17 protein-coding genes are annotated in these 15,386 nt (G+C 39.9%); 4 read left to right on the plus strand and 13 right to left on the minus strand.

Going from position 1 to position 15,386, the window contains the following annotated elements:
* Window positions 1–2: 2 nt before the first annotated feature.
* Window positions 3–560 carry a Uma2 family endonuclease gene (locus KK060_RS15275; RefSeq protein ID WP_254154627.1) on the minus strand — a complete coding sequence of 186 codons (558 nt, stop codon included), beginning with the start codon at window positions 558–560 and terminating at the stop codon, window positions 3–5.
* Between the two features lie 50 nt (window positions 561–610).
* Here KK060_RS15275 and KK060_RS15280 point away from each other — a divergent pair, with 50 nt between their 5' ends.
* From KK060_RS15280 to KK060_RS15290, 3 genes are read left to right on the plus strand one after another with little or no spacing between them, the layout of a single operon-like run.
* The gene (locus KK060_RS15280; protein WP_254154628.1) at window positions 611–1,294 is read left to right on the plus strand and encodes an RluA family pseudouridine synthase; all 684 of its coding nucleotides are present in this window, start codon (window positions 611–613) and stop codon (window positions 1,292–1,294) included.
* A gap of 18 nt (window positions 1,295–1,312) precedes the next feature.
* Window positions 1,313–1,630, plus strand: coding sequence for a DUF6787 family protein (locus tag KK060_RS15285; protein WP_254154629.1), 318 nt, complete (start codon window positions 1,313–1,315; stop codon window positions 1,628–1,630).
* A 9-nt stretch (window positions 1,631–1,639) separates the two neighbouring features.
* A complete protein-coding gene (locus KK060_RS15290; protein ID WP_254154630.1) occupies window positions 1,640–2,188 on the plus strand; it encodes a hypothetical protein in 549 nt (182 codons plus the stop codon).
* 159 nt (window positions 2,189–2,347) lie between these two features.
* Here KK060_RS15290 and atpC read toward each other — a convergent pair whose 3' ends face one another.
* From atpC to KK060_RS15350, 12 genes are all read right to left on the minus strand, one after another.
* Window positions 2,348–2,596, minus strand: coding sequence for an ATP synthase F1 subunit epsilon (atpC, locus tag KK060_RS15295; RefSeq protein ID WP_254154631.1), 249 nt, complete (start codon window positions 2,594–2,596; stop codon window positions 2,348–2,350).
* A gap of 40 nt (window positions 2,597–2,636) precedes the next feature.
* Complete coding sequence (atpD, locus tag KK060_RS15300) at window positions 2,637–4,145, minus strand: F0F1 ATP synthase subunit beta (RefSeq protein ID WP_254154632.1); 1,509 nt, start codon at window positions 4,143–4,145, stop codon at window positions 2,637–2,639.
* Between the two features lie 144 nt (window positions 4,146–4,289).
* Window positions 4,290–5,507, minus strand: a complete 1,218-nt coding sequence (locus KK060_RS15305; protein WP_254154633.1) for a sensor histidine kinase — start codon at window positions 5,505–5,507, stop codon at window positions 4,290–4,292.
* 101 nt (window positions 5,508–5,608) lie between these two features.
* The gene (locus tag KK060_RS15310; RefSeq protein ID WP_254154634.1) at window positions 5,609–6,934 is read right to left on the minus strand and encodes an ABC transporter permease; all 1,326 of its coding nucleotides are present in this window, start codon (window positions 6,932–6,934) and stop codon (window positions 5,609–5,611) included.
* Window positions 6,935–6,956: 22 nt separating this feature from the next.
* On the minus strand, window positions 6,957–7,889 hold the full coding sequence (locus KK060_RS15315; protein ID WP_254154635.1) for an ABC transporter ATP-binding protein: 933 nt from the start codon (window positions 7,887–7,889) through the stop codon (window positions 6,957–6,959).
* A 125-nt stretch (window positions 7,890–8,014) separates the two neighbouring features.
* Window positions 8,015–8,908, minus strand: coding sequence for a toast rack family protein (locus KK060_RS15320; RefSeq protein ID WP_254154636.1), 894 nt, complete (start codon window positions 8,906–8,908; stop codon window positions 8,015–8,017).
* Window positions 8,909–9,022: 114 nt separating this feature from the next.
* Window positions 9,023–10,147, minus strand: a complete 1,125-nt coding sequence (gene dnaJ, locus KK060_RS15325; RefSeq protein WP_254154637.1) for a molecular chaperone DnaJ — start codon at window positions 10,145–10,147, stop codon at window positions 9,023–9,025.
* Between the two features lie 13 nt (window positions 10,148–10,160).
* Window positions 10,161–10,739, minus strand: coding sequence for a nucleotide exchange factor GrpE (locus KK060_RS15330; protein ID WP_254154638.1), 579 nt, complete (start codon window positions 10,737–10,739; stop codon window positions 10,161–10,163).
* A gap of 137 nt (window positions 10,740–10,876) precedes the next feature.
* Window positions 10,877–11,869, minus strand: a complete 993-nt coding sequence (obgE, locus tag KK060_RS15335; RefSeq protein ID WP_254154639.1) for a GTPase ObgE — start codon at window positions 11,867–11,869, stop codon at window positions 10,877–10,879.
* Between the two features lie 19 nt (window positions 11,870–11,888).
* Window positions 11,889–12,470, minus strand: coding sequence for an adenylate kinase (locus KK060_RS15340; RefSeq protein WP_254154640.1), 582 nt, complete (start codon window positions 12,468–12,470; stop codon window positions 11,889–11,891).
* A 93-nt stretch (window positions 12,471–12,563) separates the two neighbouring features.
* On the minus strand, window positions 12,564–13,091 hold the full coding sequence (hpt, locus tag KK060_RS15345) for a hypoxanthine phosphoribosyltransferase (protein ID WP_254154641.1): 528 nt from the start codon (window positions 13,089–13,091) through the stop codon (window positions 12,564–12,566).
* Between the two features lie 485 nt (window positions 13,092–13,576).
* Window positions 13,577–14,488 (minus strand): M20/M25/M40 family metallo-hydrolase, encoded by a 912-nt coding sequence (locus KK060_RS15350; protein WP_254154642.1) that lies wholly within the window; start codon window positions 14,486–14,488, stop codon window positions 13,577–13,579.
* A 194-nt stretch (window positions 14,489–14,682) separates the two neighbouring features.
* Between KK060_RS15350 and upp the strand changes: the two genes are divergently transcribed.
* Complete coding sequence (upp, locus tag KK060_RS15355) at window positions 14,683–15,327, plus strand: uracil phosphoribosyltransferase (RefSeq protein ID WP_302180098.1); 645 nt, start codon at window positions 14,683–14,685, stop codon at window positions 15,325–15,327.
* Window positions 15,328–15,386: the final 59 nt, after the last annotated feature.

Genomic DNA, 15,386 nt, shown 5'->3' on the forward strand with positions numbered 1-15,386 from the left:
ATTCAGAAAATCTGGTTGAGATTGAATTGAAGTTCTGTTAATACCGTAGAGGTAACTATGCCTTCAGTAACAACATAAAGAAAGGGAACATCAGGATCAGTTTGATCTTTAAGATAGACTTCAAGTGTTTGGTTTGCCGGGTCTACAATCCAATACTCGGCAACACCTATACGCTGATAAACTTTTTTCTTTGTGTTCCTATCAGAGAAAATATTGGAAGGAGAAATCACTTCAATAACAAGATCGGGTACCCCTTCTATAGCACGTTGTGTTACTATGTGTTTGTTTGATGACCTTATATAGATCAAATCAGGTTGATAGACATTTTTTTTATCGATGTGAACATCAAGCGGAGATAGAAAAACGAGACCTCCGGCTTCTTTTGCAAGAGGTTTAATTAATTCATAGAGGTTTCCTATGACAGCCTGATGGTACGGGGTTGGTGAAGGATTCATTATTAATTCTCCATTAATTAACTGACAGGGCGTATTCATCTCCCCCAATTGAAGATAATCTTCAACCGTCCATTCTTTTGTCCTATCGATCTTTACAGTTTGCATGGTTAATCCTTTATAAAGATACCAAAATTTAAGAAGTTTGATTCCATCTTATGGAACAACCATTTACAGTTATCTATGAAGATAACCATCTTCTTGTAGTAAATAAAGCCTCGGGTATTCTTGTTCAGGGAGATGAAACCGGTGACACTCCGCTTGTCGAGCTCTGTAAGGAGTACATCAAAGAGAAGTATAAAAAACCCGGAGCTGTTTTCTTGGGTGTTGTACACCGCCTTGACAGGCCTGTAAGTGGTATTGTAGTTTTGGCTCGGACCTCAAAAGCACTGGAGCGCATGAATGCATTATTCAGAGAGAAGCAAACCAGGAAAACTTATTGGGCCGTCGTAGATAAAAAGCCAAAACAACCAGAGGATAAACTGGTTCATTGGCTATTAAAAGATGAAAAGAAAAATAAGACCACGGCGTTTCCGCGAAAGACTTTAAATGCACTTGAATCTGAGCTTAGCTATAAACTAATAAAAAACGTTTCCGCCCTCTTCTTACTTCAGGTAAATCCAATAACAGGACGACCTCATCAGATAAGGGTACAACTGGCTAGCATCGGTTGCCCCATCGTTGGAGATGTAAAATATGGATCTTCAGCCGCAAACTCTGATGGAAGTATTTGTTTACATGCAAAAAAATTAGAATTTGTACATCCTGTAAAAAATGAACCTATGACATTTGAAGCAGAACCTCCATCAACAGAGTATTGGAGCAATTTCCAAAATCTGTAAAAATTATAATTATAGCACATGCCTACTCCTTTGTGGATACAACGACTTAAAAACAAATGGAATCTTAAAAGTCCATTTCAAGTAGTGATTGTACTTATAGTATTTGCCTGTACAGGCTTTACAGTGCTCTTTATCAAAGAGCCAATTATGAAGTGGTTATCAGGAAATGAAGAAAGTTCAACCGTCGGAACAGTACTATATTACATCTTCATATTGCCGCTTTATAACGTTTTATTGTTAGCCTACGGATTTATATTTGGCCAGTTTGATTTTTTTTGGCAGTTTGAAAGGCGTTTTTTTAACCGAATCACTAATAAATTTAAAAACAAACAATAACAGTTTTCTATGAAACAAATTCTATCACTTATTGCTGCCGCTATCGTTTTCGCTAGCTGTTCTTCGCCGAAGTATGCTTACAACTTTGATTATTACAATTACAACAGCGGAAAGAAGCCAGCTGTTGCAAAACAAAATGAACAAGCACAAGTTAACCCTGCTCAAGAAATTGAAAGCCCTCTTTTAGTAAAAGAAGAATCTATAGTTGCAAGTACAGCCCCTGCAGCTCCTGTTGAAACTAAAAAGACTTTGACAAGTGCGGATAAAAAAGCGATTGCCGAAAAAGTGTCGACTATGTCTGGCACTGAACGCAAAGAGCTGAAGAAAGAGCTAAAAGCTAAAATGAAGCAATTGACAAAAATTAAGAAAGGTGATAACGGTGCCTCAGTAAAAGAAAGCAAAGTGATGGACCATGATCTAAAGCTTGCTGCAATTTTTGGAGCAGTAGGTTTAGTATTAATACTATTAGGTGGTGCTGCTGATATCTTCTGGATTCTTGGTGTAATTGCCTTTGTAATTGGTGTTGTGTTCTTTATCCAGTGGTTGGCAAGACAATAAAATAAAGTAGTCTATACCGATATTATAAAACCCGGCTTTGTCCGGGTTTTTATTTTAAGAGCTGATTATTCTTAACTGAAGCAAAACGACAGGTAGCATCTTAAAAGAAAGAGGACGACTTACAAAGCCGTCCTCTTTTCAATATTATTACTTCTGTGCTTAAGCTACGATGCCATCAGCAAGAAGCACTACTTTGTTCTTAAGAACTTCTACAACGCCACCGCTTATTTTAACACTTGCAACAGCAGCCTCCTTAGACTTGTATTCTACCACACCTTCCTGAAGTAGCGAAATAAGGGGGGCGTGGTTATCCATAACCTGAAATGAACCATCAGCACCGGGAAACGTTGCAATGGTTACATCGCCTTCAAACACTTTCTTCTCTGGTGTTAATATTTCTAAATACATTTTATAACGTCTTAAGTCTAAAGTTCAACTCTGAAACTAATTATGCTCTTGCTTCAGCTAACATTTTCTCACCTTTCTCAACAGCTTGTTCTATGCTACCTACAAGATTGAATGCCATCTCAGGAAGGTGGTCATATTGCCCGTCCATAATTGCATTAAAGCCTTTAATAGTGTCTTTAATATCAACAAGAACACCTTTTAAACCAGTGAAGGCTTCAGCAACATGGAAAGGCTGAGACAAGAAACGTTGAACACGGCGAGCGCGGTGTACAACAAGCTTATCTTCGTCAGACAATTCGTCCATACCCAGGATGGCAATGATATCTTGTAATTCCTTATAACGCTGAAGAATATTTTTAACACGCTGTGCGCAGTTGTAGTGTTCATCACCAACAATCTCAGCACGCAGGATACGTGAAGTAGAATCCAAAGGATCTACCGCAGGGTAAATTCCAAGCTCAGAAATTTTACGGCTTAATACGGTTGTAGCATCCAAGTGAGCAAACGTAGTTGCAGGAGCAGGGTCAGTCAAGTCATCAGCAGGTACGTAAACGGCCTGAACCGAAGTGATAGAACCATTTTTTGTTGAAGTAATACGCTCTTGCATAGCACCCATTTCAGAAGCCAGTGTAGGTTGGTAACCTACGGCTGAAGGCATACGACCTAAAAGAGCCGATACTTCAGAACCAGCCTGTGTGAAGCGGAAGATGTTATCAACGAAGAAGAGAATATCACGACCTTTTCCTTTTCCATCACCATCGCGGAAATATTCGGCAACAGTTAAACCAGATAAAGCCACACGAGCACGTGCTCCAGGAGGTTCATTCATCTGCCCGAACACAAAGGTTGCTTTAGAATCTGCTAATTTCTGTTCATCAACTTTAGAAAGATCCCAGCCGCCTGCATGTAATGAATGCATGAACTCCTCACCGTAGTTCACAATTCCTGCTTCAATCATTTCGCGAAGAAGGTCATTACCCTCACGTGTTCTTTCCCCTACACCAGCGAACACTGAAAGACCTGAGTATGCTTTCGCGATATTATTAATCAACTCCTGAATCAAAACTGTTTTTCCTACACCAGCACCGCCAAACAACCCGATCTTACCACCTTTTGCATAAGGTTCGATAAGGTCGATTACTTTAATACCTGTATAAAGAACTTCTGTAGCTGTAGAAAGATCTTCAAAAGCAGGGGCAGCACGGTGAATTGGCAATGATTGTGTGCCTTTTGGTTGTTTAATACCATCAATAGCTTCACCAACAACATTAAACAAGCGTCCCTTAATATCATCTCCAATTGGCATTTTAATAGGAGAGCCAGTGTCTACCACCTTCATTCCTCTTACTAAACCTTCGGTTCCTTCCATGGAGATGGTTCTTACACGGTCTTCACCGAGATGTTGCTGGCATTCCAAAACAACTTTGGTACCGTCAGCCTTAACCACTTCCAATGAATCAAGGATGTTAGGTAATTTAGAACCTGCGCCATCAAAGGCTACGTCTACTACAGGGCCAATTACCTGGGTGATCTTTCCAATATTTGCCATTGTGCTATAATTTGATATTAGGGTCAGAAAATTCGACCGCAAAAGTATGGTATAATAAACGAAGTACAAAGGGCGCGCTTGGAATTATATAACGTTTTACTTACGAAAAACAAGGTATAAATCCAGTCGGCAAAAAATGATGATTTAAAGGGCATTTAGTGAAATCCGAAAGGTTGTGCCCACATTCTCTTCCGATGATTTGACGTAGATTTTGCCGTTATGATAAGCTTCTATTATCCTTTTTGCCAGCGCCAGGCCTAGTCCCCAACCTCTTTTTTTAGTGGTAAAGCCCGGTCTGAATACCAGCGACACTTTCGACCTTGGAATGCCTTTACCGGTATCAGAAACATCAATAAAAACTTTGCCTTCGTTTCCTCTTAAAATCTTGATGGCAATGTGCCCTGAACTACCCATAGCATCTACTGCATTTTTACACAAATTCTCTATTACCCATTCAAATAAGGGTGCATGAACCATAGAATAAATGGTTTCTGACAATGTAAACACTTCAATTTTAATCTTTGCAGATACCCGCGGCCTCAAATAGTTAACTACATTATTCACCAGCACCACAATATTTTCTTTTTTTAAGGACGGAACTGAGCCTATGCTCGAAAACCGCTCTGTTACAATTCTAAGCTTCTGGATATCTTTTTCAAGTTCTTCTACAATGCCCCTATTTCTGATTTCAGGAAACTCTCTGATTACCTCTATCCATGCCATTAATGACGATAGCGGTGTACCTAGTTGATGTGCAGTTTCCTTTGCCAAGCCCACCCATACTCTGTTCTGCTCTGCTGCCTTTGAATAACTAAAGGCCAGATAACTTATAAAACCAAAAATTGCAATGACGGAAAGCTGTATATATGGATAAGCGATGAGCTGTGTGAGCAAAAAAGAGTTCTTATAGTATAACTTCTGGGTTCCAAAGGTTTCATTGGAATTTGGGTCCCTTAAGTTTATAATAATTGGATCATAAGTGCTCGCCATTTCAGCAAGTTCATCTTTTAACTGGCGGTTAATGGTTTGTATGGACCGACTTGAATCAATTTTAACATTCCTTACACCCAACACCTGATTGAGCTCATCAACCAGAATAGTTGGAATTGAATTATTCTTGTTAATAATCTCTTCCGATACAAACAGGAAATTGTTGTTTTGACTTTCATTTAAGGTATATTCTATAGCATGGGCAAAAAGATGCACCTGCTGTCGCTCGCGCTCTTTGAGTTGATCAACTAAAACATCGGTATAATAGATGGACACAACACTAATAAGAAAACTCACTACCAGCACAACCCACTTTAGTCTTGGATTATTCTGATAAAAATCAACAGATGGTATTGGAGATCTCTTAGCCATGCGGTCAGAAAAGTAAGGAAAAGATACTTGATGGCAGATGCTGCCCTTCCGATTCTTACAGTAATTAGCAGGCAGAATCCAGCATCAAGAATCCGAGTTGCCTATCCCTTCATCATAAACCACTTCAGCAGCACTTTGTAATTTACCTTACTTCCGTGCATTAATATTCCAACACGATATATTCTTGCAGCAATCCATGTTGTAAAAATAAACCCGCCGATAAGTAAAACCTGTGACAAAATTAATTGCCATGTGGGCACACCAAATGCCAGTCTTCCTACCATTGCTACGGGTGACGTGAATGGTATGATTGAAAACCAAAAGCTGGCGGTACTATGCGGATCTGGCAGAATGAACATAAAAAGTGCAAAGTATCCTATAATTAAGGGAAGCATAATAGGCAGATTAAACTGCTGCGCCTCCTGTTGCGAGTCAACAGCAGAACCAACGGCCGCGAACAACGCCCCGTATAGTAAATAGCCTCCCAGAAAATAGAATGCAAAATTGAATACGATAAAAGCTACAGGAATTTTATCAATTGATCCCAGCACCTTTGCAACAGGGTTATCCTGCATCTGTGCCATATCTGAAGCTGCAGGATTGTTCATCTTTGCCATCTGCTCCATAGCCTGTTGCTGTTTCTTATCCAGGCCAAAAAAGCTTAAAGTGGCTGTAGAGGTAACCATAATAAGAATAACCCAAATTGTAAACTGCACCAACCCTACTGCAGCAATGCCAAGTATCTTTCCCAACATAAGTTGGAATGGCCTTACCGAGGAAACAATGACTTCAACAATCTTACTTGTTTTCTCTTCTATTACACCAAGCATGATTTGCATGCCGTATACAAGAACGAAGATGTAAATGAGGATACCTAGTACAAAGCCTAATCCATAGAGCATCCCTGTGTTACTTTCCTTCTCTTCCCCTGTTTCACTTAGGTTGATGTTGTTAAGGCTTATCGATGTTTTCAAACTCTTTAATATTTCCTTATCAATATTAAACTGTGCGAGTTTCAAATCATGCACTTTGTTCTCGAGCATCTTTTCCAAGTCCTGGATCCTTCTCATACTTGGATTCTCTTTGGTATAAAGTGTTATCCCCTCTGGTTTTGATAACTCGAACTCAGGAATGTACATTAACGCAAAATCCTCCGAATGTTGAAACGTAGTCTTTGCCTGCTCCAGGTCGCCCGTCACATTTAAAAACTCATATCGATCGGTATTCTCAAGATCAATCTTGCCGCTCTTATCCAAAACATGAACTTTTGTTTTTTGGGCTCCTTCTTCCTGTTTCACGAATATGTAAGCCATAGTCGCAATAATGGCAGGAAAGATCATAGGAATTAAAATAGTAGCAATGAGGAAGGATTTCTTTTGTACGCGATTCAAAAACTCACGCTGGAATATCAACCAGATTTTATTCATCTTCTCAGAATTATGATTCTACTTAATTAATTGAATTTCGGCCTGTCTCAACTTCTCCTTTTACCAACGCAATAAATATTTCACTCATAGTCGGTATTTTCTCTACAAAGCCATGCACCTCTGTCAAATCAGTAAGATCTCTGATGAGCTGATTAGAAGTTGCGCTTCCTGTAATTTTTATAATGGTTTGATAATAGTCGTCTTCTAAACTTTTCTGACTCAAAATGGAGTACTTTTCAGAAGTTGAGTTAAAGACTCCTTTATGATCGACAAGGAAAGTATTGCTTCTATAAGTATCCTTTACCTTCTTTTTCGAGCCCTCAAGTATTTTCTTTGATTTATCAATTAAGGCAATATGGTCACACAGATCTTCAACAGTCTCCATCCTGTGGGTTGAGAAAATGATGGTGCAGCCCTTTTCTTTTAATTGAAGAATTTCGTCTGTAATGAGTTGGGCATTAACAGGATCAAAACCTGAGAACGGTTCATCAAGAATGATAAGGCGAGGCTCGTGCATAATGGTACTGATAAACTGAACCTTTTGCGCCATTCCCTTGCTCAAGTCTTCAACCTTCTTATTCCACCATTCCGTAATCTCAAACTTTTTAATCCATTGTTTGCTTTTCTGAATCGCATCTGCCCTGCTTAAACCCTTTAGCTGCGCCAGGTATATGAGCTGTTCTCCAACTTTTAATTTTTTATAAAGACCGCGTTCCTCTGGTAAGTAGCCAATAGTTCCAATATGTTTTTGATGCAAACGCTCGCCGAAAATGGTAATATCACCGCTGTCAGCATTAATAATCTGATTGATGATTCGGATTAAAGTTGTTTTCCCTGCCCCGTTAGGACCTAATAATCCATAGATTGTTTTTTCAGGAATTGTGAGATCAACGTTATCAAGCGCAGTATGATTCGTATAACGTTTGGTTACGCCTTTTGCAATTAATGCTTCCACTGAGGTTTAAGTTTAGAGTACACCTGAAGGAATAAAATTCCTTCTTACCATTCCAGTTATTAGTATTCAAAGCTAATAAGGAATTACAATGGAAGAGATAATAAAAACAAAAATGTAGGTGTGAATTATTTAGCCGGTTCTCTAAATACGATGCTTCCCATGGAAACATCCAGGTCGAAGCTGAGCGAATTCTTTGCGTCTTTCTTATAAGATGCATTCGCGAAGGTGTTTTCAGATATCTTTTTTAAAGAAGCCGGTACTTTTACACTGCAAAGCCACGAATCGTGTACTTTAACTAATACAGGAGTTTCATCAGAAGGGAGAATGATGGTGAGGTTGCCTGCGCCTACGCTCCCCTTAATGGTATTACTCACAAGAGGGGTACTGCTAAAATCTAAAGTCATGTTACCAAAACCCACATCCGCTATCATATAATGCGTTTTGGACAAGTTGAGGTTTTTAATATTCAGTGAGCCTAGGTCTACTTTAACTGAAAAAGTATCCATATCTACTTTATTGCCCAATGCAGAATAACCTACGTTGACATCGGCACTTCCTGTATTAATCTTAAGTTTTTTGATTGCGAGGCCTGACAAATCTATATGAGCATTCCCGATTCCATAATCCAGTTCCAGGTTATAAGGCTTGGATTCTGTCAGGTATATCTTCCATAGCTTATTAGAGCCTGATTTTTCTGATCCAAACATACGGGTGGAGATGGTACGACCTATACCTTCTGAATTGGTCTCTTCGACATTGAGGTAAACTTCGCAAGTCTTACCTTTTATCTCTTTGCGGTAATTATGAGAATAGGATGAGGCATCCTGATTACTGAAAACATTAAGAATTTCGGGATTTTGGCTCGGCTTAATATAGCAGTTGCCGCTATTAGCCTTCAAATGAAGTCTAATATTCTCGCAAGCCTGGGTATTTTCTACCGTAAATTGCTTTTTTATCTGTCCCCAAGCTATTCCCGCAAAAGCAATTCCGCAAAGCGTTAACCAAAAACTTTTCTGCATGATGGATAATTACGTGCTACCCCCAATTAGGTTACGAAGTGTTAAGATTATCTTTTAAAAAATGATAAAAAAACCTGCGTATTTAGGGTTATACGAAATTATTTATCTAAAGGTTTAGTTGAAGAACTCCTTCATGCGTTCGAAAAAGCTTTTTTCATTTGCATCTGGATTAGGTTCAAAATTGGGAGAGTTTCTAAAACTTTCCAATTTGGCCTTTTCTTCAGCGGTAAGTTTTTTAGGTGTCCATACATTCACATAAATGAGCTGATCACCTGTTTCATACCCATTAATATCCTTTAAACCCTTGCCGCGTAAACGCAATACTTTTCCGCTTTGAGTACCTGGCTCTATTTTAATTTTAACCCTTGCTCCGACAGAAGGAACTTCTACTGTTGTACCCAATGCAGCATCAACAAAGCTTATATAAAGATCGTAAACAAGGTTATTGCCATCTCTCTTCAGGTGTTTGTCTTCCTGTTCTTCAATGAGTATCAACAGATCGCCAGGAACACCCCCGCCAGGTGCATCATTTCCCTTACCAGACATAGATAGTTGCATTCCGTCTGCAACGCCTGCAGGAATCTTAACTGAAATTATTTCCTCCTTCGAAACTAGTCCTGAATTGTCAACCCCTGATGGTTTTTTGTCTACTATTTGTCCTGAGCCATCGCAAGATGAACAAGTAGTAGCAGACACCATCTGCCCAAGCATGGTGTTAACTACTTTTCTTATCTGACCTGTACCCTGACAGGTAGGACATGTTTTAAAAGTTACACCTTCAGCACGGACGAGACGATTTACCTTTATTTTCTTTTCAACACCATTCGCGATTTCATCCAGGGAGAGTTTTAGCTTAATTCGAAGATTTGATCCTTTCCTTTGTCTTCTTCCGCCACGGGTACTTCCCCCACCACCAAAGAAACTATCAAACGGACTGCCTCCTCCGAAAATATCTCCAAACTGACTGAAGATATCATCCATATTCATGTTGTGACCACTGAATCCGCCAGAACCTGGCCTTGAATGACCAAAACGATCATATTGCGCTCGCTTTTCAGCATCGCTTAAAACTTCGTAGGCTTCAGCAGCTTCCTTAAACTTTTCTTCAGCTTCTTTATTTCCCGGATTTTTATCAGGGTGAAATTGAATAGCTACTTTCCTGTAAGCTTTTTTTATCTCTTCAGGGGTAGCGCCTTTACTCACTCCTAATATCTCGTAATAATCGCGTTTCGTTGACATTCTATTTTCTGAATTAATTACCCACTACAACTTTTGCGTAACGGATTACTTTATCGTTTAATAAATACCCTTTTTCAACAACATCAATGATCTTCCCTTTAAGACTTTCTTCCGGAGCCGGAATTTGCGTAATGGCCTCATGAAAATCTGCATTAAAATCTGCACCTTTCTGAATATCCATTGGTTTAGCACCATACTGCTCAAGCACCTTTTTAAACTTGCTCTGGATCAACAGAAATCCTTCTGAGTCTTTGTCATTTTTATCCTTAAACGATTTTTCAGCACGTTCAAAATCGTCAGATACCGGCAGCATTGCTTTTATGAGTTGCTCATTTGCCGTTTGAACCATCTCAAGCTTTTCTTTGGCCGTTCTTCTTCTGAAGTTTTCAAATTCAGAATACAGGCGCAAATATTTATCTTTTGATTCGGCAATTTCTGCCTTAAGTTTTGTCATCTCAATTTCTTTAGCATTCTCTTCTGCCTTTACATCCTGACTTTCAGGTGCTGTTTCTGTTGCAACATTCTCTGCAGAAGCCTCTGCCGTCTTGTTTACTTGTTCTTCAGTCTGTTGTTGTGTGTTGTTTTCTTCCATTGTTTACAGATTGATTAACCGCATTGTCAATAAGTTTGCCAAAGCCATTTTTGTGACACTTTGACCTGATTACTTGTCTAATTTTATATTATAGACTGAAATATCTGGCATAGTAGTGTCCTTCCGCTTCAAATAGCTCAGGAATGGAGTAACCTCCAAATAGTATCCTTAAGTTCTGTTATTCCTTGTTGAGTTATCGAGGAGATAAAAACAGCTGGTATGTCCGCTGGTAATTCCTTCTTCATTTCAGCCATCAACTCTTCATCCAGCATGTCTGACTTAGAAATTGCCAACATTCTCTTTTTGTCTAATAACTCCGGGTTATACTTCTTGAGTTCATTCAACAGGATCTCGAACTCGCTCTTGATATCTTTAGCATCGGCAGGCACGAGAAATAGCAGCAATGAATTCCTTTCGATGTGACGCAAAAAGCGTATTCCCAACCCCTTTCCTTCAGCTGCCCCTTCAATTATTCCGGGAATATCCGCCATCACAAATGATAACCCATCGCGATATGCGACAACGCCCAAGTTCGGCGTTAAGGTTGTAAAAGGGTAGTCAGCAATTTTTGGTTTTGCTGCTGATACTATTGATAACAAAGTTGATTTACCAGCATTAGGGAAACCTACGAGACCCACATCTGCAAGAAGTTTTAATTCCAGGATTATCCATTCCTCTATGCCCGGTTCGCCCGGTTGTGCATGCTGTGGTGCCTGGTTGGTAGACGTTGCAAAGAACAGATTTCCTTTTCCACCTCTGCCACCCCGGGTAAGAATAAACTCCTGACCATCTTCATTGATCTCACATCTTACTTCACCTGTCTCGGCATCTTTTGCGACCGTTCCTAGAGGCACTTCAATAATTTCGTCTTGTCCGTCCGCGCCAGTCTGGTTCTGTGCTTCACCTGCTTCACCATTGCTGGCAATAACATGTTTGCGATACTTCAAATGAAGCAGTGTCCATAGTTGTGCGTTGCCACGTAAAATTACATGTCCTCCGCGGCCCCCATTGCCCCCATCTGGACCACCTTTCTGAATAAACTTTTCGCGATGAAAATGCAGGCAGCCCGCCCCGCCATGCCCCGAGCGGGAATTAAACTTTACGTAATCAATAAAATTAGGAGACGACACGCTTTATTTTTAAGAAAATTTAAACCAACAAACTCTTATCTATCTCCGTACAGATATTTTTGAAAATAGATTCAATATCGCCTATGCCTATTACGGAAGCGTATTTATTATGTCTCTTGTAGTATTCTGCTACAGCAGCAGTTTCCGCTTTGTAAACTGAAATTCTGTTTTCTATTACTTCAGGCTTAGCGTCGTCAGGACGATTTTCTTTCATAGCCCGGTCAGCCAATCGCTTGCGTAACTCCTCTTCTGTTACTACAAGTTCTACCAATACTTTTATTGGTGCATTCTTGGCCTTTAGTAAATTATCCAACGCTTCGGCCTGAGGTATTGTTCTCGGGAAACCGTCGAAGATAATGCCGCTTATATTGCCACTGTTTTTAATCTTATCATCTACCATGTCAATGACAACCTGATCGGGAACAAGATTTCCTTTGTTCATAAAATCCTGGGCAAGCTTACCTAAGGGAGTACCTTCTTTCAAATGCTTTCTAAAGAGGTCTCCTGTTGAAATATGTGTTAGGGAATACTTTTCAATAAGTTTAGCACTTTGTGTGCCTTTGCCAGCGCCCGGGGGGCCAAACAGGATGATGTTAATCATTTTATATTCTGGTGTTTTACGATAAAAATGTTTAATAAAAGTTGACCAAGATAAGCGAATGAAATACTATTTACGAATCTGCACAAACGATTTTTAACGTTTCGCTTTAAGAATGTTCTTCAAATTACGTCCCAACCCGTCGTAATCCAGGCCATATCCAAGCACAAATTCATCTTCAATATCAAAACCAATGTATCGTACAGCTAGCCCTTTTTCGCGCGCAGGCTTCTTTCGCAACAATGAGATAACCTCGACTGATTTTGTACCTAGTGATTTAAGCTCGTCAATTATTTTTTGAAGTGTTAAACCGGTGTCAACTATATCTTCGACAATAAGAACATTTTGATTGAATAAGCTCTCGTCTAACCCAATAAGTGTTTTAAGCTGCCCTGTACTTTGTGTGCCACTGTATGAAGACACCTTCACAAAAGAGATTTTGCAAGGCATTTTCATTTCCTTCATTAAGTCAGAGGCAAACATAAACGAACCATTAAGCACAGGCAGAAATACGGGCGACTTCTCGGCATAATCACGATTAATTTCTTCGGTCAGCGTTAAAACCCTCTGTTTTAGTTCTGATTCTCCAATAAACTCAACAAACTCCAGATTTTTAATCTTCATGCCTTCTCGTTAGGGACGGCAAAATTAACAGAATTTGTGAATCTATGGTATGTTTATGACAGGGCCGCCAGGGATTAAAGCGCTCACCTACTCTAATCTCCATCTAATTCTATTCCCCTCAAGAAATCTTGCTCTCAACTATCTTTCCATTTGTAAGGACACCTGCAAAAGGGATGAGGCCATTAGAACAAAGACGTGTATCAAAGAAAATTAATAACCATTTTAGCTTCCTCTTGTCCCAAAAATTTAGTATCTTAATTATATCGTTTGGCCCATCATAGGCAATTTTCTATTGCAGCAACCTCACCACCATTCGACAGATATAAAACCTTTACTGACCGCCCCACGAGGAGTGCAGGGAGAGTGCACAAAGAGTGCAGGGAGAGTGGACAATGTCTTAGAGAAGACTTAGAGAAGACTTAGAAGAGGCTTAGAGAATACTTGTACTACATTCCCTTTCGTATAGCCTTCCTATACAGGCTTCCTTACAGATCTTTCATCAATACCTCATACAGCGAGATCATACTTTTGATGTCGTCTTTATGGACTTTCTCATCGGGCGTATGCGGATTTTGCTGCGGGGCTCCTACAAAACACCAGTCGAACGGGTAGGGAGATACCTGGAGTTCGCGGCCATCACTGGAGCCCATCCCTTCAACTTCAAGTTGAAACTTTTGTTTTCTTTTTCGGGCAATCTCGATCAGCTGGTTAACGAATTTTCTTCTGGGCAGATTTCTATCGCGCATCGAGATGGCTACGCCCTTGCCTGCTTCAACACCATCCGACACCCAGGTGATGTCGGCAATCAGTGCCTGCTTAACTTTCCAATTTTCATAGATGTATTTTGCCAGATAAGGCACACTGCCTCCACCGTGTTCTTCCCAGCAGCTGAAAACAATGACACCGTCTTTTAATGTCTCTGCTACCTGTAAGGCTACATAAACACCCAGCCTGTTGTCGAGGTAAGGTGTTTGTATAAACGATTTGCTATCGCGAAAATCTATCTTGTAGGTGAGTGATGTTCCCCGATCAATTTGTCTTCCGAAATTATAAAAGGCATGGTTTTCATTATCGAAAGAGAGTGAACATTCAATTGGCCCCATGGAATCTTCACCTACAAGCAGGGTGCCTATCTCGGCATCCGGGCTTCCGATAGGCAACAATTGATTTTGATAGCGCACTGTGAAACCAATGCTATCGATATGCGCAAAGATGGCGGTGCGTGGTTTCCCAAATTTTAGGACGATGCAGTCCTGAAACTCTTCACCATAAAAAATCTCAGGCTCTGTTTTCCATTTCTTCTTTTCCTTCTTGATGTACTTAAGCAGAAATTCAGTCATTCGATACTCCTCCCCGGAAGGGGCATGGATTTCACAGAGTTGTTTCAATAATTTCATCAGTATCTCAAATTAATTATCCATCATTCCTTTACGGGATTCTGGTATGGGACTACAAGCCACGAATATATTCCAGTTACGGCAGTTAGCACGATTTTTTTGATTTTAGTTGTAAAGAATTAAAGACCGGAGGGCCATCAGCAATAATCTGGAATATTAATTAATAAATTACGGAGCAATTTAAAGCAGTAGTAATGGTGTTTGTGCTTACTAAACATAATTCAATAGCCAATCAATTTTTAGCAGAGCTGCGCGATAAAATCATTCAGCAAGACCGTATGAGGTTTAGGAGAAATACAGAGAGGCTTGGTGAAATTATGGCGTATGAGATTTCAAAAGCTTTAGCCTACCAGGAAAGAGACATTGTTACACCCCTGGGAAGCTCATCGATTCATACTATACTGCATCAGCCCATTCTGCTTACTATTATGAGAGCCGGGCTTTCTTATTTTCAGGGGTTTGCCAATTTCTTTGACCGCGCAGATTGCGGTTTTATTGGAGCTTACCGCGAAGAAAATACAGAAAATATCACAATAAAATTAAGTTATCTGGCGACTCCCTCTCTGGCAGGAAAAACAGTGATACTTATTGATCCTATGTTAGCGACAGGTCGTTCGATTATAGATTCTGTAAATGCCATGGTAAAGAACGGCACCCCAGCGCATATTCACGTAGCCTCGCTGGTAGCTGCACCGGAAGGACTACAGTATCTTTCAAAGAACCTTTCCCTACCCCATTCCGTTTGGACATGCAGCATTGACGAGAAGTTAGATGAAAATTTTTATATCGTGCCTGGATTAGGAGATGCGGGTGACTTAAGCTACGGTGCAAAAATTTAATGTAACGGCTCTTTACTTTTATGTGGGAAGAAATTTTAAAGGCAATACCTGTTTACTTA

It is taken from the genome of Chryseosolibacter indicum (genome assembly GCF_018598585.1).
Taxonomy (GTDB): Bacteria; Bacteroidota; Bacteroidia; order Cytophagales; family Cyclobacteriaceae; genus Chryseosolibacter; species Chryseosolibacter indicus.

Bases quoted from the DNA above. Each gene is read 5' to 3' on its own strand.
- dnaJ (WP_254154637.1), bottom strand. From the start codon at position 10,147: ATGTCAACGAAACGCGATTATTACGAGATATTAGGAGTGAGTAAAGGC.
- KK060_RS15330 (WP_254154638.1), bottom strand. From the start codon at position 10,739: ATGGAAGAAAACAACACACAACAACAGACTGAAGAACAAGTAAACAAG.
- upp (WP_302180098.1), top strand. From the start codon at position 14,683: ATGGTGTTTGTGCTTACTAAACATAATTCAATAGCCAATCAATTTTTA.
- KK060_RS15310 (WP_254154634.1), bottom strand. From the start codon at position 6,934: ATGAATAAAATCTGGTTGATATTCCAGCGTGAGTTTTTGAATCGCGTA.
- KK060_RS15290 (WP_254154630.1), top strand. From the start codon at position 1,640: ATGAAACAAATTCTATCACTTATTGCTGCCGCTATCGTTTTCGCTAGC.
- KK060_RS15340 (WP_254154640.1), bottom strand. From the start codon at position 12,470: ATGATTAACATCATCCTGTTTGGCCCCCCGGGCGCTGGCAAAGGCACA.
- KK060_RS15275 (WP_254154627.1), bottom strand. From the start codon at position 560: ATGCAAACTGTAAAGATCGATAGGACAAAAGAATGGACGGTTGAAGAT.
- KK060_RS15320 (WP_254154636.1), bottom strand. From the start codon at position 8,908: ATGCAGAAAAGTTTTTGGTTAACGCTTTGCGGAATTGCTTTTGCGGGA.
- KK060_RS15350 (WP_254154642.1), bottom strand. From the start codon at position 14,488: ATGAAATTATTGAAACAACTCTGTGAAATCCATGCCCCTTCCGGGGAG.
- KK060_RS15285 (WP_254154629.1), top strand. From the start codon at position 1,313: ATGCCTACTCCTTTGTGGATACAACGACTTAAAAACAAATGGAATCTT.
- hpt (WP_254154641.1), bottom strand. From the start codon at position 13,091: ATGAAGATTAAAAATCTGGAGTTTGTTGAGTTTATTGGAGAATCAGAA.
- atpD (WP_254154632.1), bottom strand. From the start codon at position 4,145: ATGGCAAATATTGGAAAGATCACCCAGGTAATTGGCCCTGTAGTAGAC.
- KK060_RS15280 (WP_254154628.1), top strand. From the start codon at position 611: ATGGAACAACCATTTACAGTTATCTATGAAGATAACCATCTTCTTGTA.
- KK060_RS15305 (WP_254154633.1), bottom strand. From the start codon at position 5,507: ATGGCTAAGAGATCTCCAATACCATCTGTTGATTTTTATCAGAATAAT.
- atpC (WP_254154631.1), bottom strand. From the start codon at position 2,596: ATGTATTTAGAAATATTAACACCAGAGAAGAAAGTGTTTGAAGGCGAT.